Source organism: Acidovorax sp. NB1 (assembly GCF_005405905.1).
Taxonomy (GTDB): domain Bacteria; phylum Pseudomonadota; class Gammaproteobacteria; order Burkholderiales; family Burkholderiaceae_C; genus Acidovorax.
This window is the reverse complement of record NZ_BJHU01000030.1, coordinates 225,553-247,381: the sequence shown is the minus strand read 5'-3', so window position 1 is coordinate 247,381 and position 21,829 is coordinate 225,553. Positions and strand designations below refer to the sequence as shown.

21 protein-coding genes and 1 pseudogene are annotated in these 21,829 nt (G+C 65.4%); 12 read left to right on the top strand and 10 right to left on the bottom strand.

Annotated features, from left to right (window positions below; all coding sequences use genetic code 11):
• Positions 1 to 33: 33 nt before the first annotated feature.
• Positions 34 to 1,398, bottom strand: a complete 1,365-nt coding sequence (locus AvAM_RS16355) for an LLM class flavin-dependent oxidoreductase (RefSeq protein ID WP_137748032.1) — start codon at positions 1,396 to 1,398, stop codon at positions 34 to 36.
• Between the two features lie 138 nt (positions 1,399 to 1,536).
• Positions 1,537 to 2,394, bottom strand: coding sequence for a TauD/TfdA family dioxygenase (locus AvAM_RS16350; RefSeq protein WP_137748031.1), 858 nt, complete (start codon positions 2,392 to 2,394; stop codon positions 1,537 to 1,539).
• A 299-nt stretch (positions 2,395 to 2,693) separates the two neighbouring features.
• On the opposite strand from AvAM_RS16350, the gene AvAM_RS16345 reads away from it, so the two are divergent.
• The 7 genes from AvAM_RS16345 (at position 2,694) to AvAM_RS16315 (ending at position 10,249) form a co-directional block, all read left to right on the top strand.
• Positions 2,694 to 3,740 carry an ABC transporter substrate-binding protein gene (locus tag AvAM_RS16345; RefSeq protein ID WP_171012281.1) on the top strand — a complete coding sequence of 349 codons (1,047 nt, stop codon included), beginning with the start codon at positions 2,694 to 2,696 and terminating at the stop codon, positions 3,738 to 3,740.
• A gap of 293 nt (positions 3,741 to 4,033) precedes the next feature.
• Positions 4,034 to 4,906, top strand: a complete 873-nt coding sequence (locus AvAM_RS16340) for an ABC transporter permease (protein WP_137748029.1) — start codon at positions 4,034 to 4,036, stop codon at positions 4,904 to 4,906.
• A gap of 14 nt (positions 4,907 to 4,920) precedes the next feature.
• On the top strand, positions 4,921 to 5,724 hold the full coding sequence (locus AvAM_RS16335; RefSeq protein ID WP_137748028.1) for an ABC transporter permease: 804 nt from the start codon (positions 4,921 to 4,923) through the stop codon (positions 5,722 to 5,724).
• Positions 5,725 to 5,866: 142 nt separating this feature from the next.
• Positions 5,867 to 6,700 carry an ABC transporter ATP-binding protein gene (locus AvAM_RS16330; protein ID WP_137748027.1) on the top strand — a complete coding sequence of 278 codons (834 nt, stop codon included), beginning with the start codon at positions 5,867 to 5,869 and terminating at the stop codon, positions 6,698 to 6,700.
• Between the two features lie 36 nt (positions 6,701 to 6,736).
• The gene (locus AvAM_RS16325) at positions 6,737 to 7,831 is read left to right on the top strand and encodes an ABC transporter substrate-binding protein (protein WP_137748026.1); all 1,095 of its coding nucleotides are present in this window, start codon (positions 6,737 to 6,739) and stop codon (positions 7,829 to 7,831) included.
• On the top strand, positions 7,828 to 9,177 hold the full coding sequence (locus tag AvAM_RS16320) for a sulfatase (protein ID WP_137748025.1): 1,350 nt from the start codon (positions 7,828 to 7,830) through the stop codon (positions 9,175 to 9,177). The genes AvAM_RS16325 and AvAM_RS16320 overlap by 4 nt, the downstream gene beginning before the upstream one ends.
• Positions 9,178 to 9,301: 124 nt before the next feature.
• Positions 9,302 to 10,249 (top strand): CysB family HTH-type transcriptional regulator, encoded by a 948-nt coding sequence (locus AvAM_RS16315; protein ID WP_137748024.1) that lies wholly within the window; start codon positions 9,302 to 9,304, stop codon positions 10,247 to 10,249.
• Positions 10,250 to 10,392: 143 nt separating this feature from the next.
• On the opposite strand, the gene AvAM_RS16310 is transcribed toward AvAM_RS16315, so the two are convergent.
• Positions 10,393 to 10,764, bottom strand: coding sequence for an HPF/RaiA family ribosome-associated protein (locus AvAM_RS16310; protein ID WP_137748023.1), 372 nt, complete (start codon positions 10,762 to 10,764; stop codon positions 10,393 to 10,395).
• Between the two features lie 236 nt (positions 10,765 to 11,000).
• On the opposite strand from AvAM_RS16310, the gene AvAM_RS16305 reads away from it, so the two are divergent.
• On the top strand, positions 11,001 to 11,183 hold the full coding sequence (locus AvAM_RS16305) for a hypothetical protein (protein WP_137748022.1): 183 nt from the start codon (positions 11,001 to 11,003) through the stop codon (positions 11,181 to 11,183).
• Between the two features lie 75 nt (positions 11,184 to 11,258).
• On the top strand, positions 11,259 to 11,690 hold the full coding sequence (locus tag AvAM_RS16300) for a TerB family tellurite resistance protein (protein WP_137748021.1): 432 nt from the start codon (positions 11,259 to 11,261) through the stop codon (positions 11,688 to 11,690).
• Positions 11,691 to 11,767: 77 nt separating this feature from the next.
• Here AvAM_RS16300 and AvAM_RS16295 read toward each other — a convergent pair whose 3' ends face one another.
• Complete coding sequence (locus tag AvAM_RS16295) at positions 11,768 to 12,649, bottom strand: LysR substrate-binding domain-containing protein (protein ID WP_137748020.1); 882 nt, start codon at positions 12,647 to 12,649, stop codon at positions 11,768 to 11,770.
• Between the two features lie 116 nt (positions 12,650 to 12,765).
• On the opposite strand from AvAM_RS16295, the gene AvAM_RS16290 reads away from it, so the two are divergent.
• Positions 12,766 to 13,185, top strand: a complete 420-nt coding sequence (locus AvAM_RS16290; RefSeq protein WP_137748019.1) for a hypothetical protein — start codon at positions 12,766 to 12,768, stop codon at positions 13,183 to 13,185.
• Between the two features lie 203 nt (positions 13,186 to 13,388).
• Here AvAM_RS16290 and AvAM_RS16285 read toward each other — a convergent pair whose 3' ends face one another.
• The 4 genes from AvAM_RS16285 to AvAM_RS16270 are packed head-to-tail and all read right to left on the bottom strand — an operon-like array spanning position 13,389 to position 17,013.
• A complete protein-coding gene (locus tag AvAM_RS16285; protein WP_249368174.1) occupies positions 13,389 to 13,973 on the bottom strand; it encodes a hypothetical protein in 585 nt (194 codons plus the stop codon).
• Between the two features lie 44 nt (positions 13,974 to 14,017).
• The gene (locus tag AvAM_RS16280) at positions 14,018 to 14,797 is read right to left on the bottom strand and encodes a YkgJ family cysteine cluster protein (RefSeq protein WP_137748018.1); all 780 of its coding nucleotides are present in this window, start codon (positions 14,795 to 14,797) and stop codon (positions 14,018 to 14,020) included.
• Complete coding sequence (locus AvAM_RS16275) at positions 14,794 to 16,269, bottom strand: sensor histidine kinase (RefSeq protein ID WP_137748017.1); 1,476 nt, start codon at positions 16,267 to 16,269, stop codon at positions 14,794 to 14,796. The genes AvAM_RS16280 and AvAM_RS16275 overlap by 4 nt, the downstream gene beginning before the upstream one ends.
• Positions 16,270 to 16,320: 51 nt before the next feature.
• Positions 16,321 to 17,013, bottom strand: coding sequence for a response regulator transcription factor (locus AvAM_RS16270; RefSeq protein ID WP_137748016.1), 693 nt, complete (start codon positions 17,011 to 17,013; stop codon positions 16,321 to 16,323).
• 154 nt (positions 17,014 to 17,167) lie between these two features.
• Between AvAM_RS16270 and AvAM_RS16265 the strand changes: the two genes are divergently transcribed.
• Together AvAM_RS16265 and AvAM_RS16260 are read left to right on the top strand one after the other, a co-directional pair.
• Positions 17,168 to 17,590, top strand: coding sequence for a tripartite tricarboxylate transporter TctB family protein (locus tag AvAM_RS16265; protein ID WP_137748015.1), 423 nt, complete (start codon positions 17,168 to 17,170; stop codon positions 17,588 to 17,590).
• A gap of 10 nt (positions 17,591 to 17,600) precedes the next feature.
• Positions 17,601 to 19,115, top strand: a complete 1,515-nt coding sequence (locus tag AvAM_RS16260; protein WP_137748014.1) for a tripartite tricarboxylate transporter permease — start codon at positions 17,601 to 17,603, stop codon at positions 19,113 to 19,115.
• Between the two features lie 124 nt (positions 19,116 to 19,239).
• On the opposite strand, the pseudogene AvAM_RS16255 reads toward AvAM_RS16260, so the two are convergent.
• A pseudogene (locus AvAM_RS16255) lies at positions 19,240 to 21,049 on the bottom strand (ATP-dependent DNA helicase); the annotation flags it as partial.
• Between the two features lie 299 nt (positions 21,050 to 21,348).
• The gene (locus AvAM_RS16250; RefSeq protein ID WP_137748013.1) at positions 21,349 to 21,642 is read right to left on the bottom strand and encodes a DUF4148 domain-containing protein; all 294 of its coding nucleotides are present in this window, start codon (positions 21,640 to 21,642) and stop codon (positions 21,349 to 21,351) included.
• Between the last annotated feature and the right edge of the window lie 187 nt (positions 21,643 to 21,829).

Here is a 21,829-nt window from a genome sequence, read left to right as displayed (position 1 = left end):
AGTTCATCGCGCTGACCGGTCAGGCCCCAGGCGTCACGCCGCCTTGGCCAGTGGCGTGGCGTACCGGCTGGCGGGGCGCGCCAGGCCCAGGTTCTCGCGCAGGGTGTTGCCTTCGTATGCGGTGCGGAACAGGCCGCGCCGTTGCAGCTCCGGCACGACCAGGTCCACAAACTCGTTGAGCGACTGGGGCAGCACGGGCGGCATCACGTTGAAGCCATCGGCCGCGCCGTTCTCAAACCATTCCTGCATGCGGTCCGCAATGGCCTGGGGTGTGCCCACCACCACCCAGTGGCCGCGCGCGCCGGCCAGGTATTCGTACAGCTGGCGCACGGTGTACTTCTCGCGCCGGGCCAGCTGCAGCACCACGTGGGCGCGGCTGTTGATGCCCTTGGGCGGCTCGGGAATGTAGGGCGGCGGCGCGTCCAGACTCCACTGGGCCAGGTCTTCGCCGGGCCAGAAGGGCGCCAGCGTAGCCAGGCCCACGCTGGGGTGGATCAGCGCCTGCAGCTCGGCCCACTTGGCCTGGGCTTCTTCCTCGGTGCGGCCGATCACCGGGGAGATGCCGGGCAGCACCAGCAGCTCGTCGGGGTGGCGGCCGTACTTGACCATGCGGCCTTTCACGTCCTTGTAGAACGCCTGGGCCTCGGCCAGGCTGGTCCAGGCGGTGAAGATGGCCTCGGCCGTGGCAGCGGCCAGCTCCTTGCCGTCTTCGGAAGAGCCCGCCTGCACGATGACCGGGTGGCCCTGCACCGAGCGCTCGATGTTGAGCGGACCCTGCACCTTGAGGTGTTTGCCCACGTGGTTCAGCGCGTGCAGCTTGTCGGGGTCGAAGTAGATGCCACTCGCCTGGTCGCGCACCAGGGCATCGTCGTCAAAGCTGTCCCACAGGCCCTTGACCACGTCCACAAACTCGTGGGCGCGCTCATACCGCACGGCGGGGTCGGGGTGGGTGTCCAGGCCAAAGTTGCCATGCACGTTCTCGGCGCTGGTGGTCACCACGTTCCAGGCGGCGCGGCCCTTGCTGATGTGGTCGAGCGAGGCGAACTTGCGTGCCAGCAGGTAGGGGTCTTCGTAGGTGGTGGATGCCGTGGCCACAAAGCCGATGTGTTTGGTGACGGCCGAGAGCGCCGCCCACAGCGTGACGGGCTCGAAGTGCGAGATGCGCCCCTGGCGGCTGAAGGACTCGCGGTCGCCCTTGTGCCACACGCCCGGGCTGTCGGCCACAAACACTTGGTCGAACAGGCCGCGCTCTGCCGTTTGTGCGACCTCGATGTAGTGGTCGATATTCACTCCCGAATCGACCTGCGAGCCGGGGTGGCGCCAGGCGGCGACATGGTGCCCCGTGGCCATGATGAAGGCGCCGAGGCGCAGTTTGCGTGGGGTTTCAGATTGGGTCATAAGAATGTCGATGGTTTAAATCAAGCGCGCGGCCTGCGAAACCGGCGCGGCCCAGGCCAGCGCACCCGTGGAACCGGCTTTGCCGGGCCAGGGGGTGCGTCCCCCTCGGGGGATGGCGCCGAAGGCGACTCAGGGGGGCTAGTCAGTCACTGTGATGCGATGCAGCTTGCGGTGCTGCGGGAAGAAGTCGCCCACTGCGTAATGCTGGGTGGAGCGGTTGTCCCACACGGCCAGCGTGCCCGGCGCCCAGCGCAGGCGGGCCTGGAACTCGGGTACCTGGGGCAGGGCAAACAGCTGGGTCAGCAGGGCATCGCTCTCCACGCGCGACAGGCCCTTGATGTGGCTGGTGAAGGTGGAGTTCACATACAGCACCTTCTTGCCCGTGACCGGATGCACACGCACCACCGGGTGTTCCACCGGCGGGTACTTGGCGCGGGCGGCCTTCAGCTCGTCGCCACTCGCGTCCTTGCGCAGCAGGTACTCCGTCCAGCCGCTGATCTCCCAGGTGTGCACGGCTGTCAGCGTCTCCAGGTAAGCCTGGAAGGCGGGCGGCAGGCTGGCGTAGGCGGCCGTGAGGCTGGCCCACAGTGTGTCGCCGCCGCTGGCGGGAATCACCTGCGCATACAGGCTGGTGCCCAGCGGTGGCTGCTCGCGCCAGGTGATGTCGGCATGCCAGTTGCTCGACGCCTTGGGGCGCTCGGCGGTGCTTTCCACGATCTCGATCTCGGGGTGGCTCTCCAGCCGGGGGAAGAACGCCTTGACTTCGGCCACGTTGCCAAAGCTGCGGGTGAAGTCCACCTGCTGCTGCGGCGTGATGTGCTGGTCGCGGAGGAACAGCACTTCGTGCATGGCCAGAGCCTGGCGCAGCTCGGCCTGGGTGGCGGCATCCAGCGGCTGGCGCAGGTCCAGGTCGTGGATGACGGCGCCGATGGTGGGTGTGTAGGGCTCGACCGCAAAGCGGGTGAAGGTGGGGTGCAAATCGTTGAGGTTGGACATGGTGCTGCTTTCTGAAACGAGGGTGGTGGAAAGAGAACGGCCATGCCATTGGGACAGTGCATGTGCGGCGCATCAACGAAGCAGTTCGCATATGCATAGTCGGAAAACCGCGCCCTGTGGCGGCGCGCTGGATGCCTGGTGTGCCCAAATTTGCATATCTGTTTTTGGTCGTTGGCTGCTGCAGCGGGCTTGCCTAGAGTCGTTGTCGATTCATGGCAACAGGCACGAAAGGTCAACACATGAAAAAAACGCGATGGAGTACCGCACTGCGCAGGGCCGCAGCGGCAGCGGGCGCGGCAATGGTTTGGGGCCTGTCGATGGGCGGCGCAGCCGCGCAGACGCCGGAGCCGCTGAAGGTGATCCGCATCGGCATTGCCACCGGTGGCGTGGGCAGCGATCCGGTGCGCCATGGCGGCACCTCGGCCGCGCTGGCCTACACCGACGGCGCGCTGGAAGAGGAGTTCAAGAAAGACGGCGTGAAGGTGCAGTGGACCTTCTTCAAGGGCGCAGGCCCCGCCGTGAACGAGGCGCTGGTCAACAAGCAACTCGACTTTGCGTGGCAGGGCGATTTGCCTTCCATCGTGCACCGGGCCAGCGATGTGAAGACCAGGATCATCCTGGGCAGCGGTGTGCGCGGCGGGCTTTACCTGGCGGTGCCGCCGGATTCCAGCATCCGCCGCCTGGAAGACCTCAAGGGCCGCAAGGTGGCGGTGTTCAAGGGCACCAACCTGCACCTGGCCGCCGTGCGCGCGCTGGCCGACAAGGGGCTGAGCGAGCGCGACGTGAAGCTGGTGAACCTGGACCTGCCCAGTGCCGACGCCGCATTGGTCAGCAAGGACATCGATGCCGCGTTTGGCTACGTGGGCTTGTTCAAGCTGCGCGACCAGGGCCTGGCCAAGGTGGTGTGGTCGGCAGCGGAAGACTCCTACAAATACACCCGCCAGACAGCGTTGCTTGTCGCCGATGACTTTGCCGCCCGCCACCCCCAGGTGGTGCACCGCGTGGTGAAGACCGTGGTGCGCTACGCCCACAAGTACTCCGACGAAGACCGCCGTGCCGAACTGTTTGCACAGTGGGGCAAGGCCGAGTACCCCGAGAAGGTGTGGCGCGAAGACTTCATCGGCCAGCCGCTGCGTGTGCGCCTGTCGCCACTGCTCGACCCGTTTCTGGTCGCGCGCTACAAGGACGCGGCCGACGAGGCCCACAAGCTCAGGCTGATCCGCAAGAAGCCTGAGATCGACAGCTGGTTTGACCGCCGCTACCTGGACGCGGCGCTCAAGGAGCTGAAGCTGGAAGGCTACTGGCCGGTGTATGGCCGCAATGGAGAAGTGGCCGCCGCACTCTGAGCGCAGGCCAGCCGCCGTAGATAACGATTGGTAGGTAGGGGGACGGGCCGGCGAAAGCCGCCCTTTGCAACCCGCCGGCACCCTGTGCCCGGCGGGTTTTTTTGTGCCTGCTTCTGGCCCCGCTCATAACGTCAGCGCCGCTGCTCATGCCGCAAACATCTTTGTCATTGCATATGAGTATTAACCATTTATTTTTATAACAAACGTCTTTTACATTTCTTTTGGTTGTTATTGAGGTTGCCCACCCAGCCCTGGGCGTTAGCACTTCCTCCACCCGAAAGGACACGCAAAAGATGGCGATACCCGCACTGAACGCGGCTGGGCCTGCCAGCCCCACGCACCCGTTGGAGCCGCTGCCGGAGGTGCATGCGCGCCGCGTTGCGACCTTGAAAAACAAGGCCTCGTGGGCTTGGGCAGGGCGCTCGCTTTGGGCCTGGCCCTTTCCGCTGGCCGTGCTGGCGCTGTGGCAGCTCTCGGCGGTTTGGGGCTGGGTGCCCGAGCAGGTACTGCCGCCGCCCGCTGCCGTCTTCAAGGTATTTGGCGAGCTGCTGGTCAGCGGCGAGCTGTGGGACCACCTGCGCATCAGCATGGTCCGCGTGTTTGCGGGCTTTGGCATTGGCCTGTCACTGGGCCTGCTGCTGGGCGCGGCTATGGGCCTCTCGCCCACCTTTCGCGACTACGTGTTTCCGCTGTTCAAGGCGTTCAGCCAGGTGCCGGTGATCGGCTGGCTGCCGCTGCTGATCCTGGTGGTGGGCATTGATGAAGAGCTGAAGTTTTTGCTGATCGCCAAGGCTGCACTGGTGCCCGTGGCCATCAACACCTGCCAGGGCATTCAGAACGTGCCCAACCGGCTGGTGGAGGTGGCGCGTGTGTATGGCTTTACCCGCTGGCAAATGCTGCGCAAGGTGGTGTTTCCGGCGGCCACGGCGCCCATCTGGAATGGCGTGCGCTATGGCCTCACCCATGCCTGGCTGGCGCTGGTAGTGGTGGAGCTGCTGGCTTCGTCCGAGGGCATCGGCTTCCTCATCGTCTACGGCCGCCAGCTCTTTCAGCTGGACGTGGTGCTGGCAGCCGTGCTGGCCGTGGGCATCGTGGGTTTTGTGATCGACAAGCTGCTGGCCGTGTCCGAGGCGTGGCTGCTGCGCTGGCGCAAGCCGGGGCTGTGAAGCGGGGTATCCGAATGTCTTCTGTGAACGTGCAACGCAACCTGTTCCAAAAAGTGCCCCCACGCCTGCGGGGCTGGGTGCTGCCCGTGCTGATCCTGGCGGTGTGGTGGGCGGTGGTGGCCTCGGGTGCGTCCGATTCGCCCCTGCTGGTGTCGCCGCTGGCCGTGTGGCAGCGGGGCGTGGGCCAGGTTACGAGCGGCGAGCTGTGGGTGGCCTTGTCGGCCAGCCTGTGGCGCATGGCCTGGGGCTTTGGCATTGGCTCCAGTATCGGGCTGGCGGTGGGTGCGCTGCTGGGCTGGTCGCGCTGGGCCGAGCGGCTGGTGGGGCCCACCTTCCATACGCTCAAGCAGATCTCGCTGTTTGCGTGGATTCCGATGCTGTCGATGTGGTTTGGCCTGGGCGATGCCGCCAAGGTGGCCTTCATTGCTATGGCGGCGTTTTTCCCCGTGGTGCTCAACACGGTGGAAGGCCTGCGCAGCATGCCGCGCGAATACCTGGAGGTGGCCCGTGTGTACGAGTTCAGCGTGTGGCAAACGCTCGTCCGCGTGGTGGCGCCTGCGGCGGCGCCCTCGCTGTTCACCGGCATCCAGCTCTCGCTCATCTACAGCTGGCTGGCCACGCTGGGGGCGGAATACCTGCTGGCCTCGGGCAAGGGCATTGGCAACACGCTCATCGACGGGCGCGAGCACTTCTGGATGGACCTGGTGCTGTTTGGCGTGGTGGTGGTGGGCCTGGTGGGCTTCGCACTGAATGCGCTGCTGGCCGCGCTGGAAAAGCGCCTGCTGGCTTGGCGCGACCGCACTGTAGCGAGGTATTGAGCCCCCTGAGGCGCAGCGCGCCATCCCCCTCAGGGCGACGCCCCCAGGGGCCTGGCAAAGCCAGCTCCCCGGGGGCACTGGCCTTGGCCGCGCCAGTTGCGGACTATGGCTGAGAACAACGTCATTAGAAAAGGAACACACCATGGCACACGCCGGTACCCTGGCCATTCGCGGCCTGAACAAGCAGTACGAGGTCAAGGGCGAAGCCCTGCCTGTGCTGCAGGACATCCATCTCACCATCGAACCCGGCGAGTTCGTGAGCATCGTGGGCTCCAGCGGTTGCGGCAAGTCCACGCTGCTGCGGCTGGTGATCGGCCTGGAGGGCGACTACCAGGGCGAGATCCTGCTCAACGGCCAGCGCATTGTGGGTACCAGCCTGAACCGGGGCATCGTGTTCCAGGAGCACCGCCTGTTCCCCTGGCTCACGGTCGAGAAAAACGTGGCGCTGGGCCTGCTCAACTCCAGCCTGACCGAGGGCCAGCAGCGCGCCACCGTGCGTGAGCACATTGCGCTGGTGGGGCTGCAGGGGTTCGAGACCGCCTACCCGCACCAGCTCTCGGGCGGCATGTCGCAGCGCGTGGCGATTGCGCGGGCGCTGGTCAACCGGCCCGACATCCTGCTGCTGGACGAGCCCTTCGGCGCACTCGACGCCATGACCCGCGCTCACCTGCAGCAGGAGCTGCACCGCATCTGGCAGCAAGAGGGCATCACCATGATTCTGGTGACCCACGACGTGGAAGAGGCCGTGTACCTGGGCGACCGCGTGGTGGTGATGGAGCCGCGCCCCGGCCGCATCCGCCGCACCGTGCCGGTGGGGCTGCCCCATCCGCGCGAGCGCACCTCGCATGCGTTCACCGCCATCAAGCACAGCGTGCTGCGCGAGTTTGCGGGCCACCCGGCGGCCGACCTGGCCGAGCCGCCGCTCAAGCGCGGCGAGCAGCTGGCGCCTGCTGCGCAGTGGCAGTTTGCCGTTTGATTTTTTGTTCTCCCTTTTCTGATTCCCGAGATTCCCATGACACAACAAAACACCCTCGCTTTCTCCACCCGCCGTTCGCTGCTGGTGGCTGGCGCTGCCGCATTGGCCGCCCCTCTGGTGCTGCGCGCCCAGTCGCCCGCCAAGGTCATCCGCATTGGCTCTCCCGACCTGGGCACGGCCGGCAAGCCCTCGCCCGGCGGCAGCGTGTTTGCGGTGCTGCAAGCCAACAAGTGGCTGGAGGATGAATTTGCCAAGGATGGCATCAAGATCGAGTGGAACTTCTTTCGTGGCGCAGGCCCTGCTGTGCACGAGGCGCTGTCGGCCAAGCAGCTCGACGTCGTCTCGCTGGGCGACCTGGCGGCCGTCATCGGCCGTGCGCGCGGCCTGCCCACCCGCTTCATCGCGGCCACGGGTCGGGGCAGCAACAGCTACCTGGCCACCGCGCCGGGCGTGAGCATCAAGACCGTGGCCGACCTCAAGGGCAAGAAGGTAACGGTGCTCAAGGGCACCGCCTACCAACGCACGTTCGACAACCTGCTGGCCACAGCGGGCCTGACCGCAAAGGACGTGATGCTCATCAACATGGACTGGCCCACGTCCAAGGCCGCTGTGGTGGCCGGGCAGATCGATGCCACGTTTGGCGGCTCGGACCTGTTCCTGCTCAAGGCGCAGGGCGCGCAGATTGCGCTGAGCACCAAGGGCCGGGGGCCCGACTACACCATCAACTCCGGCATTCTGGCCACCGAGGATTTCGCCACGCAGAACCCACAGCTCACGCAGCGCCTGGTGCACCAGCTGGTGCGCGCCGCCCACTGGTCTTCGCAAGAGAGCAACCGCGAGGCGCTCATCAAGCTGTACGCCGACAACAGCGGCAACCCCGAACTGTCGTTCCGCGAAGAATTGGCGGGCGACAACCTCAATGCGCGGTACTCGCCGCTGCTCGACGAGGGGTTCATCGCCGGCTACCAGGGTGTGCTGGATGACGGCGTCAAGCTGGGGCTGATCCGCCAACCTTTTGATGTGAAAGCCTGGTTCCAACCCACCTTTGTGCAGCAAGCCGTCAAGGACCTCAAGCTCGACAAGCAGTGGCGCGAGACCGATGCCGCTGGCAAGGCCAAGGGGGCGGCATGAGCACCGCCGCCACCAACACCACGGCGCAAGCGCCCAACATCGTCTTCATCCTGGCCGACGACCTGGGCTGGGCCGACCTGAGCGTGTACGGCCAGGCCGACTTCACCACGCCGCACCTGGATGCGCTGGCGGGCGAGGGCGTGCGCTTCACGCAGGCCTATGCCAACTCGGCCGTGTGCTCGGCCACGCGGTTTGCGCTGATCACCGGGCGCTACCAGTACCGCCTGCGTGGCGGGCTGGAGGAACCGCTGGTGCGCAAGGCCCATGTGCACGGCCTGCCGCCCGAGCACCCTACGCTGCCATCGCTGCTGCGCGACGCGGGTTATGACACGGCGCTGATCGGCAAATGGCACCTGGGCAGCCTGCCCAATTTCGGCCCGCTCAAGAGCGGTTACGACCGCTTCTTTGGCAACTACGGCGGCGCCATCGACTACTTCACGCACAAGCCCGGCGTGGGCGATGCCGTGGCGCGTGATCTGTACGAGGGCGAGGTGCCTGTGGAGCGCGTGGGCTATTACACGCAGCTGCTGGCCGACGAGGCCACGCGCTGGATCGGCGAGCGCAGCGCGGCCAAGCCGTTCTTCTTGTCGCTGCACTTCACCGCGCCGCACTGGCCGTGGGTGGGGCCGGAGGACGAAGAAATATCGCTGGGCCTGAAAGACCTGTTCCACTACGACGGCGGCAACTTGGCCACCTATGCGCGCATGGTGCGCTCGCTCGACAGGTCCGTGGGGCAGGTCCTGGATGCCCTGAACGCACAAGGCCTGGCCGACAACACCATCGTGGTGTTCACCAGCGACAACGGCGGCGAGCGCTTTTCCAAGACCTGGCCCTTCAGCGGCCAGAAGACCGAGCTGCTGGAAGGCGGCATTCGTGTGCCCACGCTGCTGCGCTGGCCTGCGCGCATTGCACCGCAGGTGAGCGACCAAGTCACCGCCACCATGGACTGGCTGCCCACGCTGCTGGCCGCTGCAGGCGTGGCACCTGCGGCTGACTACCCGCCAGACGGCGAGAACATCCTGCCCGTGTTGCTGGGCGATGCGCCCGCACACCCGCGCACGCTGTTCTGGCGCTACAAGTCGCAGCGCCAGCGCGCTGTGCGCGAGGGGCGCTTCAAGTACCTGCGCATCAACGACAACGAGTTTCTGTTCGACGTGGAAGCCGACACGCTGGAGCGCGCCAACCTTCGCGACAAGCACCCCGATGTGTTTGAGCGCTTGCGCACGGCGTGGAAGCAGTGGAACACGCAGTTCCTGCCCATCACCGACGAGGTGATCACCCACGGCCTGTCGCCCGACATCCAGGCCGACCGCTATGTGCCGGACCTGGCCGAGCGTGGCATGTGAAGGCTTGTTGCACACCTGAAGAGCGAAATATTCGAATAAAAAAGGGCTTTTGCGCCTGATGGGTAAGCCTTTTAAGCTATCTAAATAATAGCAATTGGCATGTGCAAGACCTCGGTACCAGACCATGAACTTCCAGCAACTGCGCTCCGTGCGCGAAGCCGCACGGCGCGGCTTCAACCTGACCGAGGTGGCACACATGCTGCACACCTCGCAACCCGGCATCAGCCGCCAGATCCGTGAGCTGGAGGACGAGCTGGGGGTGGAGATTTTTGTGCGCGCGGGCAAGCGCCTCACGGGGCTGACGCCGCCGGGTGAGTTGCTGCTGCCCACGGTGGAACGCCTGCTGCTGGAGGCCGACAACCTCAAGCGCGCGGGGCAGGACTTCAGCGACAGCGCCCAGGGTCGCCTGTCTGTGGCTGCCACACACTCGCAAGCGCGTTATGCGCTGCCCCAGGTGGTGCGCGACTTCCGCGCCATGTTCCCGCAGGTGTCGCTGCATCTGCACCAGGGCTCCCCGCGCCAGGTGGCCGAGATGCTGCTCAGTGGCGAGGCCGACATTGGCGTGGCCACCGAGGCACTGGCCAGCTACGACGCACTGGTCACGCTGCCTTGCTACCGCTGGACGCACAGCATCGTCGTGCCCCCTGGCCACCCGCTGCTGGCCCACCCCGGCCCCGTCACGCTGGAGCAGCTGGCAGAGCACCCCATCATCACCTACGAGCTGGGCTACACCGGCCGCGCCCATATCGACACTGCTTTCGCCCAGGCGGGCCTGGCGCCAGACATCGTGCTCACCGCCATGGACGCCGACGTGATCAAGACCTATGTGGAGCTGGACATGGGCGTGGGCATTGTGGCCTCCATTGCAGTCGATGAAGACCGCGACCGCCACCTGCGCCTGATCGATGCGGGCCATCTGTTTGAAGTGAACCTGACCCGCCTGGGCCTGCGTCGCGGTGCATGGCTGCGGGGCTATGCCTACCGTTTCATCGAGAGCTTTGTGCCCACCCTCACGCGGGAGATGGTGGAGCAGGCGGTATCTTTGGGCGCATCTCCCGAGCAAGAGGCTTGATCGGGCGGGGGTATGCTCAGCGTGGCGCCAAAAAGGCCAACTTCCTGACCACCCTGGGCCGCGCGAGGTGCCTGTTGCCAGCCGTGGCCCGGACGCATGTGCTGCTTGCGCGTTGCGCCGAGCCACGGGGGCTTGGCCAGTTTTCAGGCGAAGTCTTCGGTGCCGCGTTGCCGCTTGGCGTCAGCTGCCCCATCGCGGCGGCGTTGTTTGTGGGGTGTGGAACTGCGGCGCCACGTACGCAGAAGGTAGCGAGCAGCGCTGGTCAGCGCCTCGTCGAGTGCTGAGCGCCAGTCCTTGGCTACCGCAGACACGACCACGGCCCCTGCACCGTCAGTGCGCAGCGCAATCTGGCAGCGCTTGTCTGGGCCACCCCGGGGGCCGTTGATGTCGTCGAGCTTGATGTCTGCACGGGGCACCAGCGAATTCAGTCGCCTGAAGGCAAAGCGCACGCGGCGCTCCACGGTCTCACGCATTTGCGCAGCTTCGGGGTGATGGGTTCTGACAAGAATCTGCATGGGCAATCTCCTGAGTTGAGGGTGACACCGTAGCCCGCAGTCTGGATCCCATCCAGCAGGAAATTTCTGCACAAGGCGACCAAAAATCCTGTGCCTTGGAGGCAATCGGCCATGCCGATAGAGCTTCTGTTTTTTAGATTCACTGATCAGAGAAAACCTGCTTCTTGCCAGCGGGTAGAGGCCCCACATTCGAGGCTCTTCCCCGTTTGGAATCTTCCACTTCAAAGGAGCCATTCATGAAACTCTGGTCAGAAATTTCGTCGCTCATCCACTCCCTGCGCCATCGCCTTGAGCGCTGGATTTCTCGCTTTTCTGTGGTGCCATCCCCCGCGCTGCGGCGCGGGCCGGTCAAGGTGCCGCTGCGGGTACAAGCCCAGTACCGCGACGGTTGGCAGCCACGCTCTCGTTATCGCCGCTGAGGTGGCGCCGTGGGCGCACCGTCGCTTGCTTGTCACCCGTGTCGTTGAATCATCTCCGTTTCAAGGAGAGTAGAGATGCGAACCTATCCCCGCAACAGCCCCGAAGCTGTCGCCCGAATCATCGCCTTGCTGTTGGTGTCGGACGGTCATGTGAGCCGGTCCGAACTGGAGGCATTGCACGGACTGCATATGGAGCAAGAATTGGGCTTGCCGCAGGGTGACTTCGCCAAGGTTTTGCATGGTCTGTGCGAGGACCTGTGGATGGGCGCGCATGAGCAGCGGGTTTTGACAGCCAGTATCGGTGGACCCACGTTGGCCTTGCTCTTGGCTGAAGTGGATGACTCTGCGCTGCGGCGCAAGGCACTGGAGTTTGCCGAAAAAGCAGCCGCTGCAGACCACCACCTGGCCCCTGCTGAGTGGTTGCTGATGAACGCGGTGCGCCAGCAATGGCATATGGACGTGGCGCCTGCGGCGCGGAACAGCAGGTGGCTCGCCATGGCAGCCTGACGGAGCGTTGTGTCGTGTGTGGTTGCGCGGGCCGTTGCGGCTGCAGCGGGGCCGTGCGCCGTTTTGCATGCTTCGCCCTAACCCTTGGAAGCATCGACCAGTTGCCGAACCAGCGGGTGGTGCTGTCCTCTGCGGGACCAGATGGCATGCACTTCTTCAAAAAGCTGTGGGCATTCACCCAGCAGGCGCAGCCCGCGCACCAGCCCCACGTCCTGCGCACCCAACCGGCTCACCGGAAACACCCCCAGCCCCCGCGCTGCAAACACGGCCAGCAAGGCGCTGTCTTCAAACTCCCCCACCACCCGGGGCTGCACGCCCAGGTCTTGAAACCATGCATCCAGGGTGGCGCGCAGTGGTGCATGGTGGGTGGGCAACAGCACGGGCAGGTCTTGCAGCGAATGTGGGAATCGGTCTCTTGCCTGCTTTTTCACGAGTGACGCCGGGCCATACCACTGCAGTGCAGACCGGGCGATGCGCTCGCTGGTCAGGCGCTGGTGGGGGGGGCGCGGCGCTGCTTGCCCGGCCAGAACCACATCCAGCTGGTGCAGGGCCAACTCAGAAAGCAACTCGTCCGACGCTCCCTCATGGCATACCAGCCGCAGGTGGGGTGTGGCCAGCACGGGCTCCAGAAGTGCATGCGCTGCGAGTTTGGAGATGCCATCTGACAGCCCCACCGACAACCGGGCAACGCGGGCAGTCGCGGCCTCACGCACCTCTTCTTCGATGTACTGGCCCAGTTGAAAAATCTCTTCGGCACGGGTGAATGCAGCTTGCCCCGCTTCGGTCAGCGCCACACCGCGTCCAGAGGGCTTGAGGAGCTGGTGGCCCAGCGCCTTTTCCAGATCACGCACCTGGGCGCTGATGGTCTGCACCGCCATCTCCAGCCGGTCTGCAGCCCTGGCAAAGCCTCCTTCCTTGGCAACCATCCAGAAGTAGTAAAGGTGGCGGTAGTTCAGCATAGGCAGGCTCAGGTTCGAAAAAACCGAATGCTAGGTGCGGCTGGGTCTGGTGTCTATGTCGCGCGGGTTTGCCCATACTCACCGCTTGCCAATTTCAATACAGAGGAAGCTTTCACATGTTCTACGCAATCAACTGGTTTCTTTCATTGGCTCTGCTTGCCCTCTGGTCTGTGGCCTGTTGGGGGGCGCATGCGGTGACGGTCTGGGTGGTGTCCAATGCGGGCGCACTGGCAGGCGGCAGCGCGGTGACAGACGCCGTCCTGGTGCCGGGCTGGCTCAAAGCCTGGATACCCCCTCAGTTGATGGACCAGTGGGAGGCAGTCCTTTCGTCACTGGGCCCCATGGTGCAAGCTTCACTCGACGCCATGCCTGCTCTGGCAGGTGGCGTCACCTTCCTGGCCTGGGCGCTGTGGGGCGTGGGCGCCATAGTGCTGGTGGCGTTTGCGGTGGGCATCCACATTCTGATTGGGCTGGTCAAGCGCCACGGCGGTGGCACGGGCAGCCCAGGCAACACGAAGGAGGCGTTGGCGCGCTGAGCGGGCTGGCGCAGCCCAGGCATGCGCCTGGACTGCGTCCAATTTCCTCTGCAGGTAGTGCGTGCAGCACGGGGCACATGTATTCCGGCCACCGGGACGGTTCTGCATTGCCCCGCGTTACGGGGAGCCTGTTTGGCTTGCTGCTGGTGTCACCTGTTGTTGCCACCCGGTGGTGCCACTTGTTTCACCGCAAAAAGTCTGGCTCAGCGCGGCACGCACCCTGCAAACCCCTTGGGCCCCGCTGCAGACACCTCGGCCAGCGTCACTGCCTCCAGCCGGTCGTTCTGCCCCGGCATCTTGGTCAGCCGCTGGCCGTTTTGCCAGTGCCACTGTTGGCCGTCAAAGCTGTAGATGAAGGTGTGGGTGCGGTTGGAGAGCAGGTGCGCGGGCGTGAGCGTGATGGCCTGGGCAGCCGCTTCGGTGGGCGCGTGGGCCTGGGCCTCGTTGTCCTTGATGACGAGTTTGCCCACATACGGCGTCACGGGCGATTCCGTGTGGGTGACTTCGGGCTGGACTAGGGCAGGGCTGTAGCCCGTCAGCGTCCATTCACCGGGGCCACTGGGGCGCACGTGGGGCTGGCGGGTGGCGAGGAACTGGGTGCAGGCGGTGGCCAGCGTGGCAAACGATGTCTGGGCGGGGCCTGTGGGCTCTGGCTTGCTGCAGCCTGCCAGCAGCCACAGTGGCAGGGTGAGCAGCAAGGGGGCTGCGATAACCCGTGCATGGGGTGCAGGCGAACGGCGGGCCAATGCGCGGCGGTGCGCGGCGAGTGTGTTGTGCAAAGACCTCATGGACGGCATTGTGGGCCGGTGGGCAGGGGAGGGCTTGATTGAGGTCAAGAGTGCGGCTGGGTGCTGGGTGCGTGCGGATCCTGCCCCAAAGCCTCCGGGTCACCCTGGTGCCAGCGGTGCAGGGCCGTGGGGTCGGCAAGGGCCGCCAGCACGGCAGCGTTCAGCTCGTGGGCGCTGGCGGGCAAGGGCTGGTCGCGGTAGGCCAATGCCGTGCCTGCCATCAGGGCTTCGGCATCGACCAGCAGGCGCAGGTTTTGCGGGATGGTGGTGGACTGGTCCGCGCAGTGCGTGGCCGACAGCGAATGCGCCTTGCGGCAGGCGGCGGGGCGCACGGGATAGATGCTGCAGCGGTCGTCCACCAGAAAGCTGCAGGCCTGGCGTGAGGGGCTTGCCGGGTTCAGCGCGGCGGTGGCTGCATGCCGCTGCAGGGCGCTGATGGTGTCGGCCAGCGCCACCGGGGGCTGAGCACACAGGTACTGCGCGATGTGAAAGACCTCGGGCTCGGTGGCTTCGACCCGCAGGTGGCAGCAGTGGGCGCATCCTGCCTGGCAGGCTGGCTGGGGGCCGGTGGTGCGGGCGTGGTCGGCCACCGTGTCCAATCCGCGGTGCAACTGTGTGATGAAGCCCACTGCAGCCTGAGCAGCTGCCTCGATGGTCTCATGGGCTTCAGCGCCTGTAGCTGCCGCGCGCTGCAGGGCCGTGGAACGGGCGGCCTGCAGTGCCCGCGCTGCGGCGCTGCGCACACGGGCAATGGACTGCATGAAGGCAGCCTGTTCTGCTTCCGTCAGTGCGGGCGATGGGGTGGGTGAGGGCTCCGAGGTCATGTGGCGACGTTGGTTGGCAAGGCCTGCGTAGAGGGGTTGCTGGCATTGGCCAACGGGAGCCACACGCTGGCGGACAGGCCGGTGCCGGGGGCTGCGGCCAGTTCCAGCCGCCCGCCCATCAGTTGCGCATAGCGCGCCACGATGGAGAGGCCCAGCCCCGCGCCCTGTCCCAGGCGCAGGCCCTGGTCGCCCTGGGCCCAGCGCTGCTGCAGTTGAAGGGCCAAGGCTGTGTCTTCCAAGCCGGGGCCGTTGTCGGTCACGCGCAGTTCGGCAAAGCCGGGCGTGGAGCCCATGTGTAGCACCACGGTGATGCGCGGTGGCTGGCCGCGCCCATAACGCAGTGTGTTGTCCAGCAGGTTGTTCAGGATGCCTTCGATGAGCGCGGTGTTGCCGCGCACGGGCACCGGAGCATCAATGCCTTCAGCGCCCAGGTCCACGCCCAATGCGTCGGCGCGGGGCAGAAAGCGCAGCAGTACGTCGCGCACCAGGGCTTCCAGCGCAATGGTCTCCAGCGTCAGCGCAATGCCGCTTTCGGCCGCACGCGCCAGGGCGAGCAACTGGTCTACGGTGCGGCTGGCGCGCAGCTCGGCCTGGGCAATGCCTTGCAGTTCGCTGCGCCACACGGCGGGGTCGTTGCTGGCCAAGGCATGGGCAGCCTGGGCGCGGATGCCCGCCAGGGGCGTGCGCAACTCGTGCGCCACGTTGCCCGCAAACTCGCGCTGGGCGCGCAGGCCTTGCTGCACGCGGGCGAGCAGGCCGTCCAGCGCTTCGCCCAGGCGCTGCACATCGCGCGTGGCGGCTTCGTGGGTGAGCGATGGGGGCAGGGGTTGCAGATCGGCGGCGTCGCGGTGGTCTACGGCGTCTTGCAGGTCTGTCAGCGGCCGCAGGTCGCGTTCTATGCCACGCAGCAACCACGAGCCCAGGGCCACCAGCAGCCACAACTGGGCCAGGCCGGAATACACCAGCAGCCGGCGCAGCAACTGCGTGCGCTCGGCCGTGGTTTGCGCCATGACGATGGTAAAGGGCGGTTGCCCGTCGATGCGCAGGCTCACGCGGCGCAGTTCGCGCCCTTCGTAGTCCAGGTTGGAAAACGCATGCAAGGCGCGCTCAGCGATGGTGCCGGGGGCCAGGTGGCTGTCACCCGCTACCAAGGTTCCGTCGGGGCCATACACGGCAAACCAAACAGTTTCGCTCTGGTCAAACCGCAGCAGGCCCACTTCGCGCGGGGTCAGGTCCAGGTGCAATGGCTCGGCGTTGCGGCTTCTGCCACTGGTGGTGGCCGCTTCCCCGCCGCGCACGTGGGCCGCCAGGGCGTGGGCATCGTCCAGCAGGGCGCGGTCAAACGCCTGGGCCACAAAGTGGTTGCCTACGCCCAGCACCACGGCGCTGCCCAGTCCCCAGATGAGCACCAGCGACAGCAGCACGTGGCGGCCGATGCGCTGGCGCAGGGCGGGGGGCTGGGGGCGGTCCATGTCAGCGGTTCAAGATGGTGTGCACAGGGTGCGGTGGCGGGGCATGGTGCCCTATTGGGCCTCGTCTTCCAGCAGGTAGCCCAGCCCGCGCAGCGTGCGAATGGTGGCGCCGCTGCCGGTGATCTTGCGGCGCAGGCGTGAGAACGAGGCCTCCAGCGCGTTTTCGCCCACGGCTTCGCCTGCGTCGGACAGGCGTGCTGACAGGTCGCCCTTGCTGAGCACGCGGCCGGGCGGTGTCATCAGCTCCCACAGCAGGTCGAACTCGCGTGCAGGCAGCTCCAGCGGTTGACCGCCAATGCTGAAACGGCGCGCTTGCCGGTCCAGCGAGAGCTGGCCCACGGTGACCGTGTCGGCCGTGCCGCTGGCGCGCCGCAGCAGGGCGCGCAGGCGGGCTTCCACTTCTTTCAGCTCGTAGGGCTTGCCCAGGTAGTCGTCGGCGCCAGCGTCCAGCCCTGCGATGCGGTCTTCGGTGCTGTCGCGCGCGCTGAGCACCAGCACGGGGGTGCGGTCGCCACGCGCGCGTGCGCTGCGCAGGGCCGCGAGGCCGCTGCCCAGACCGCTGCGTGCGTGGGCGGCGTGGGGCAGGTTCAGGTCCAGCAGCACAGCATCGAATGGCTGCACGGCCCACCAGTGCTGGGCTTCTTCCACGGTGTGTGCCAGCTCAACGCGGTGACCCGCGTTTTCAAGGCCCTGGGCCATGGTGCGGCTGAGGATGGGGTCGTCTTCCACCAGAAGGAGGCGCATGGCTGGGCGGGCTCTACGTGAAATTACGCATGGCTGCGATCAGCCAGCGATCAGGTTGGGTAGGAATAGTTCGGGCGTCAGCATACCCCAGCCCCGTGCAGCGTTCGCAGAGGCCTGGGGGTGGTTTGCAACGCCTTCAGGAGACAACTTTTTCATGATCAACCGCAATCTCGTCAGAGGCTTTGCCCTCATGGCCCTGGCGCTGGGCTTCGGCCTGCCGTCGATGGGCTATTCACTGGGGACGCTCGGCCGCGCAGGGCCGGGCATGTTTCCGTTCATCGTCAGCTGCATGCTGTTTGTGATCGGGGCCATTACCGTGGTGCGCGCGCGCCTGGTGGCGCCGGTGCCCATGGACTTCCAGGTGCGCAACATCGCCATCATTCTGGGCAGCCTGTGCGGCTTTGCCCTGCTGTCGCACTTTGTGAACATGATCGCTGGCATCGTGTTTCTGGTGTTCTGCTCGGGCTTTGCGGGTACGTCGTACTCGTGGAAGCGCAACCTGAAGATCGCTGCGGTGCTGGTCGGCATCGCGTTTGCATTCCAAAAGCTGTTGGGCGTGAGCCTGCCGCTGTACTGAGGTCGCCGCCATGGAAGTCTTGAACAACCTCGCGTTTGGCTTCAGCCACGCGCTGACTTTGCAGAACCTGATGTTCTGCGCCCTGGGCTGCACCGTGGGCACCCTGGTGGGCTTGCTGCCGGGCCTGGGCCCGCTGGCCACCATCAGCCTGCTGCTGCCGCTGACTTACTCCATCGACACCACCGGCGCACTCATCATGCTGGCCGGTATCTACTACGGTGCGCAATATGGCGACAGCGTGAGCGCCATCACCATGAAGATTCCGCACGCGAGCAGTATCGTGGCGTGTATCGACGGGTACGCGATGACGCTGAAAGGAAAAACAGGGCTGGCCCTGTTCACCGCCGGGTTCTCCAGTTTTATCGGCGGCACCGTGGCCATCGTGGTGCTGGCTTACCTAGCGCCCACTCTGGGCGAGGTGGCCTTTCTGTTCGGCCCCGCCGACTACTGCGCACTGATGCTGGTGGGTTTTGTGTGCGTGAGCTTTGTGACCACTGGCAGCCTGCTCAATGGCCTGGCCATGTGCATGGTGGGGGTGCTGCTGGGCTCCATAGGCACGGACGTGAACAGCGGCCTGGCCCGCTTCACGCTGGACATGCCCTTTTTGGCCGATGGCGTGGGCATTGTGAGCATTGCGCTGGGCTGCTTCGGCATTGCCGAGATCGCCAAGAACCTTGACTCGCGCGAAGAGCGCTCGCCCTTCAACGGCAAGATCAAGCTCATCCCGACCTGGCCCGAGTTCAAACGCATCATCCCCAGCGCGCTGCGTGGCAGCGTGGTGGGCTCCATCCTGGGCATCCTGCCCGGCGGCGGCCCCGTGATCGCCCAGTTTGCGGCCTACGCGCTGGACAAGAAGGTCAGCAAATACAAGCATGAAATCGGTACTGGCTGCATCGAAGGCGTGGCCGGCCAGGCTGCGGCGGACGAGGCGGCTGCACGCACGAGCTTCATCCCGCTGATGAGCATCGGTATCCCCGAGAACGCCGTGATGGCGCTGATGATGGCCGCGTTCATCATCAAGGGCATCCAGCCCGGCCCCAACATGATTGCTGGCCACCCCGAACTCTTCTGGGGCCTGGTGGCCAGCATGTGGATCGGCAACTGCTTCCTGCTGGTGCTGAACGTGCCGCTGGTGCGCTACTGGCTGTCGGTGTTCAAGATTCCGTACAACGTGTTGTTCCCGGCGATCCTGTTCTTCTGCTGCATCGGCACCTACAGCATCAACAACAACCTCGACGACGTGTTCATCACCGTGGCGTTTGGTGCGCTGGGCTATCTCTTCATGCGGCTGGAGATGGACCCTTCACCGCTGATGCTGGGCTTCATCCTGGGCCCCATGCTGGAGGAGAACTTCCGCCGCTCCATGCTGCTGTCGCGCGGCAGCTTTGAAGTGTTCATCAACCGCCCCATCAGTGGCACGCTGATCAGCCTGATCGCTGCGTTCATCCTGTGGCAGACCTTTGTGTTCTTCCGCCAGCGGGGCAAGGCCAAGGAATTGGCGGTGGCGGAGCCCGCCACAACGTGACGAACACTGTGTACTGATTGACTCTCTGTTGGCTGCAAGGCCTGCCGGGCGCCGCTCCAGGGCGATGGCAGGAACCACAGTCTTTCAAGGCCGGTCGCCGCAAGGTGGCTGGCCTTTTTTTCGGTCAGCCGACCGTCCACCAACCCGGCAACAGCGCACGCACCTGCGCCTGTGCAAACCGGTCATCCATCAGGTGCACCGTGCCCTCATCACTCGGGGCGCGGATCACACGGCCCGCAGCTTGCACCACCTTTTGCAGGCCGGGGTACAGATAGGTGTAGTCATACCCTGCGCCAAAAAGTGCCTGCATGCGCTCGCGGATCTGCTCGTTGACCGGGTTGACCTGCGGCAGGCCCAGCGTGGCCAGAAAGGCACCGATGAGCCGCTTTCCCGGCAGGTCGATGCCTTCAGCAAACGCACCGCCCAGCACCGCAAAGGCAATGCCCTGGCTGGTGTCGGTGAAGCGCGCCAGAAACTCACGCTGTTCCCCCTCCAGCATCCGGCGCGACTGGCACCAGTGCGGCACGTCGGGGTGCTGCTGCGCAAACAGTGCAGCGGCCTGCTGCAGGTAGTCGTAGCTGCTGAAAAACGCCAGGTAGTTGCCGGGCCGCGCGCGAAACTGCTGCGCCATCAACGCCGCAATCGGCGCCAGCGATGCCGCGCGGTGCGGGTAGCGCGTGGAGATGTGGCGCGCCACTTGCACCTGCAGCTGGTGCGCGGCAAAGGGCGATTCCACATCCACCCATACATGGTCGTCGGGCAGACCCAGCAGGTCGGCGTAGTAGCGCGCGGGCTGCAGCGTGGCCGAGAACAAGGTGCTGGTGTGTGCCGCAGCGAGGCGCGGTTGCAGAAAGGGTGCGGGCACCACGTTGCGGATGCAGACCACCGAATCGCCGGGTTTGGAGGCCCGGTGGGGGTGGGCGCTAGAGGACTGGGTGATGTCCACCATCGAATGTGCATCCAGCAGGTCGGCCATTCGCTGGAGGTGCAGGGCGTCGAAATAGAAGGTCTGCAGCGCGCTGTCGGGTTCCGTGGGGTGATCGGTAAAGTGTTCGGTGAGCGTAGTGGTGCACTGCTGCAGCGCGGCCAGCAGCTTGTCGGGGAAGGTTTCGGGCACTGTGTACGGGGCCGGGTGCGCCTTGTCCAACGCCACCCAGGCGCGGCGCACTTTGTCCAATGCCTTCTTCACTGGCGCGTGCTGCGCAGCGGTGGGGCTGCTGCGGGCCTGAGTGAGAGCGGCGGGGTGCAGCTCGGCGGTGAACATCTTGCGGCCGCGCTCCACCAGGTTGTGGGCTTCGTCCACCAGCAGCGCCGTGCGCCACTGGTTGGCCTGGGCCAGGCCATGCAGCAGGCCGCCCAGGTCAAAGTAGTAGTTGTAGTCGCCCACCACCACATCGGCCCAGCGGGCCAGCTCCTGGCTCAGGTAGTAGGGGCAGACGTCGTGCTGCAGGGCCACTTCGCGCACACGGGTTTGCAGCAGGGCTGGGGCGGGACTGCCTTCGCGCATGGTGGCCACGGCTGCTGCGCGCGCGGCCGGCAGCCGGTCGTAAAAGCCCCGGGCCAGCGGGCACGATTCGCCGTGGCAGGCCTTGTCCGGGTGTTCACACGCCTTGTCGCGCGCTACCAGTTCCAGCACGCGCAGTGGCAGCGCCGGTGCGCTGTGTGACAGGCGCGTCAGGGCATCCAGTGCCGTTTGCCGTCCCGAGGTTTTGGCTGCCAGAAAGAACACCTTGTCGATGCCCTGCGCAGGCGCGGCCTTGAGCAGCGGGAACAGCGTGCCCATGGTCTTGCCAATACCCGTGGGCGCCTGCGTCAGCAGGCAGCGCCCTCTGGCCGCTACGAAAGCCGCCAAACGGAAACGCCAAGGTGCTACGTACCGCATCGCGTGCGGCACGGTGGGCCACCTGCTGTTCGGTCCGGGCAATGAAGTGCTGGCGCAGGTCCAGCTCGTCCTGCTTGGCGGTGAACTCGCACAGCTCGTGCACCGCCAACACCGCCAGCAAGCGCGTCGCCTGCTCATACGACAGCGAAGGCCGCGTGGAAAGCGCCAGAAACCACCGGCGGTGAGTTTCAAAAACTTCCGAGTTAATCAGGCACCAACAAAAAGGGCTCCCCATGGGAGCCCAATTTGCTTGGTAAGTACGGGGGGTGCTTGTCCAAAACACCTCCCATGGCAGCAGCACCCGCACCGCGCGAAGTGCCACCGCCATGGGAAGTCCCGCAACTGTGTCAATTACATGGCGCTGAATTCGCCGTGGGGGATTTGGCCGGTGCGCACGGCTTCGGCAGCCTGGGCACGCACGGCAGCGCGGTCGGCGTTGGACTTGTAGGTCACCACGCGCGAGCCTGCTGGCTCCATGCTGTGGGTCTTGGCTTCCACTACGGCTTCGGCTTGCACTTCAGCACGGGTGCGGTTGGTGTCGAACTTCAGGGCAAATTGCGAGCCGTCGGCCTCATCTGCATGGGCACCAAAAGCGGCGAAAGCGGCAACAGCAGCGACGGAGAGGAAACGGGCGGTCTTGTTCATGATGAATATCCTTGAAAGTGAAAAAAGCGTCTCAAAAAAGCCGGGTCAAAAACCATTCCTGAACCGGTTCGGTGAGTCGCCTTGCGGGTTCGGCTCATCGATGGGTTGAACTGTACGCCGATGGTGTTTACGGGAAAACTACCTGGTCGCAAACTAACTGTTCCAGTATTGAAAACAATCAGCATGC

Bases quoted from the DNA above. Each gene is read 5' to 3' on its own strand.
- AvAM_RS16355 (WP_137748032.1), bottom strand. From the start codon at position 1,398: ATGACCCAATCTGAAACCCCACGCAAACTGCGCCTCGGCGCCTTCATC.
- AvAM_RS16350 (WP_137748031.1), bottom strand. From the start codon at position 2,394: ATGTCCAACCTCAACGATTTGCACCCCACCTTCACCCGCTTTGCGGTC.
- AvAM_RS16345 (WP_171012281.1), top strand. From the start codon at position 2,694: ATGGTTTGGGGCCTGTCGATGGGCGGCGCAGCCGCGCAGACGCCGGAG.
- AvAM_RS16340 (WP_137748029.1), top strand. From the start codon at position 4,034: ATGGCGATACCCGCACTGAACGCGGCTGGGCCTGCCAGCCCCACGCAC.
- AvAM_RS16335 (WP_137748028.1), top strand. From the start codon at position 4,921: ATGTCTTCTGTGAACGTGCAACGCAACCTGTTCCAAAAAGTGCCCCCA.
- AvAM_RS16330 (WP_137748027.1), top strand. From the start codon at position 5,867: ATGGCACACGCCGGTACCCTGGCCATTCGCGGCCTGAACAAGCAGTAC.
- AvAM_RS16325 (WP_137748026.1), top strand. From the start codon at position 6,737: ATGACACAACAAAACACCCTCGCTTTCTCCACCCGCCGTTCGCTGCTG.
- AvAM_RS16320 (WP_137748025.1), top strand. From the start codon at position 7,828: ATGAGCACCGCCGCCACCAACACCACGGCGCAAGCGCCCAACATCGTC.
- AvAM_RS16315 (WP_137748024.1), top strand. From the start codon at position 9,302: ATGAACTTCCAGCAACTGCGCTCCGTGCGCGAAGCCGCACGGCGCGGC.
- AvAM_RS16310 (WP_137748023.1), bottom strand. From the start codon at position 10,764: ATGCAGATTCTTGTCAGAACCCATCACCCCGAAGCTGCGCAAATGCGT.
- AvAM_RS16305 (WP_137748022.1), top strand. From the start codon at position 11,001: ATGAAACTCTGGTCAGAAATTTCGTCGCTCATCCACTCCCTGCGCCAT.
- AvAM_RS16300 (WP_137748021.1), top strand. From the start codon at position 11,259: ATGCGAACCTATCCCCGCAACAGCCCCGAAGCTGTCGCCCGAATCATC.
- AvAM_RS16295 (WP_137748020.1), bottom strand. From the start codon at position 12,649: ATGCTGAACTACCGCCACCTTTACTACTTCTGGATGGTTGCCAAGGAA.
- AvAM_RS16290 (WP_137748019.1), top strand. From the start codon at position 12,766: ATGTTCTACGCAATCAACTGGTTTCTTTCATTGGCTCTGCTTGCCCTC.
- AvAM_RS16285 (WP_249368174.1), bottom strand. From the start codon at position 13,973: ATGAGGTCTTTGCACAACACACTCGCCGCGCACCGCCGCGCATTGGCC.
- AvAM_RS16280 (WP_137748018.1), bottom strand. From the start codon at position 14,797: ATGACCTCGGAGCCCTCACCCACCCCATCGCCCGCACTGACGGAAGCA.
- AvAM_RS16275 (WP_137748017.1), bottom strand. From the start codon at position 16,269: ATGGACCGCCCCCAGCCCCCCGCCCTGCGCCAGCGCATCGGCCGCCAC.
- AvAM_RS16270 (WP_137748016.1), bottom strand. From the start codon at position 17,013: ATGCGCCTCCTTCTGGTGGAAGACGACCCCATCCTCAGCCGCACCATG.
- AvAM_RS16265 (WP_137748015.1), top strand. From the start codon at position 17,168: ATGATCAACCGCAATCTCGTCAGAGGCTTTGCCCTCATGGCCCTGGCG.
- AvAM_RS16260 (WP_137748014.1), top strand. From the start codon at position 17,601: ATGGAAGTCTTGAACAACCTCGCGTTTGGCTTCAGCCACGCGCTGACT.
- AvAM_RS16250 (WP_137748013.1), bottom strand. From the start codon at position 21,642: ATGAACAAGACCGCCCGTTTCCTCTCCGTCGCTGCTGTTGCCGCTTTC.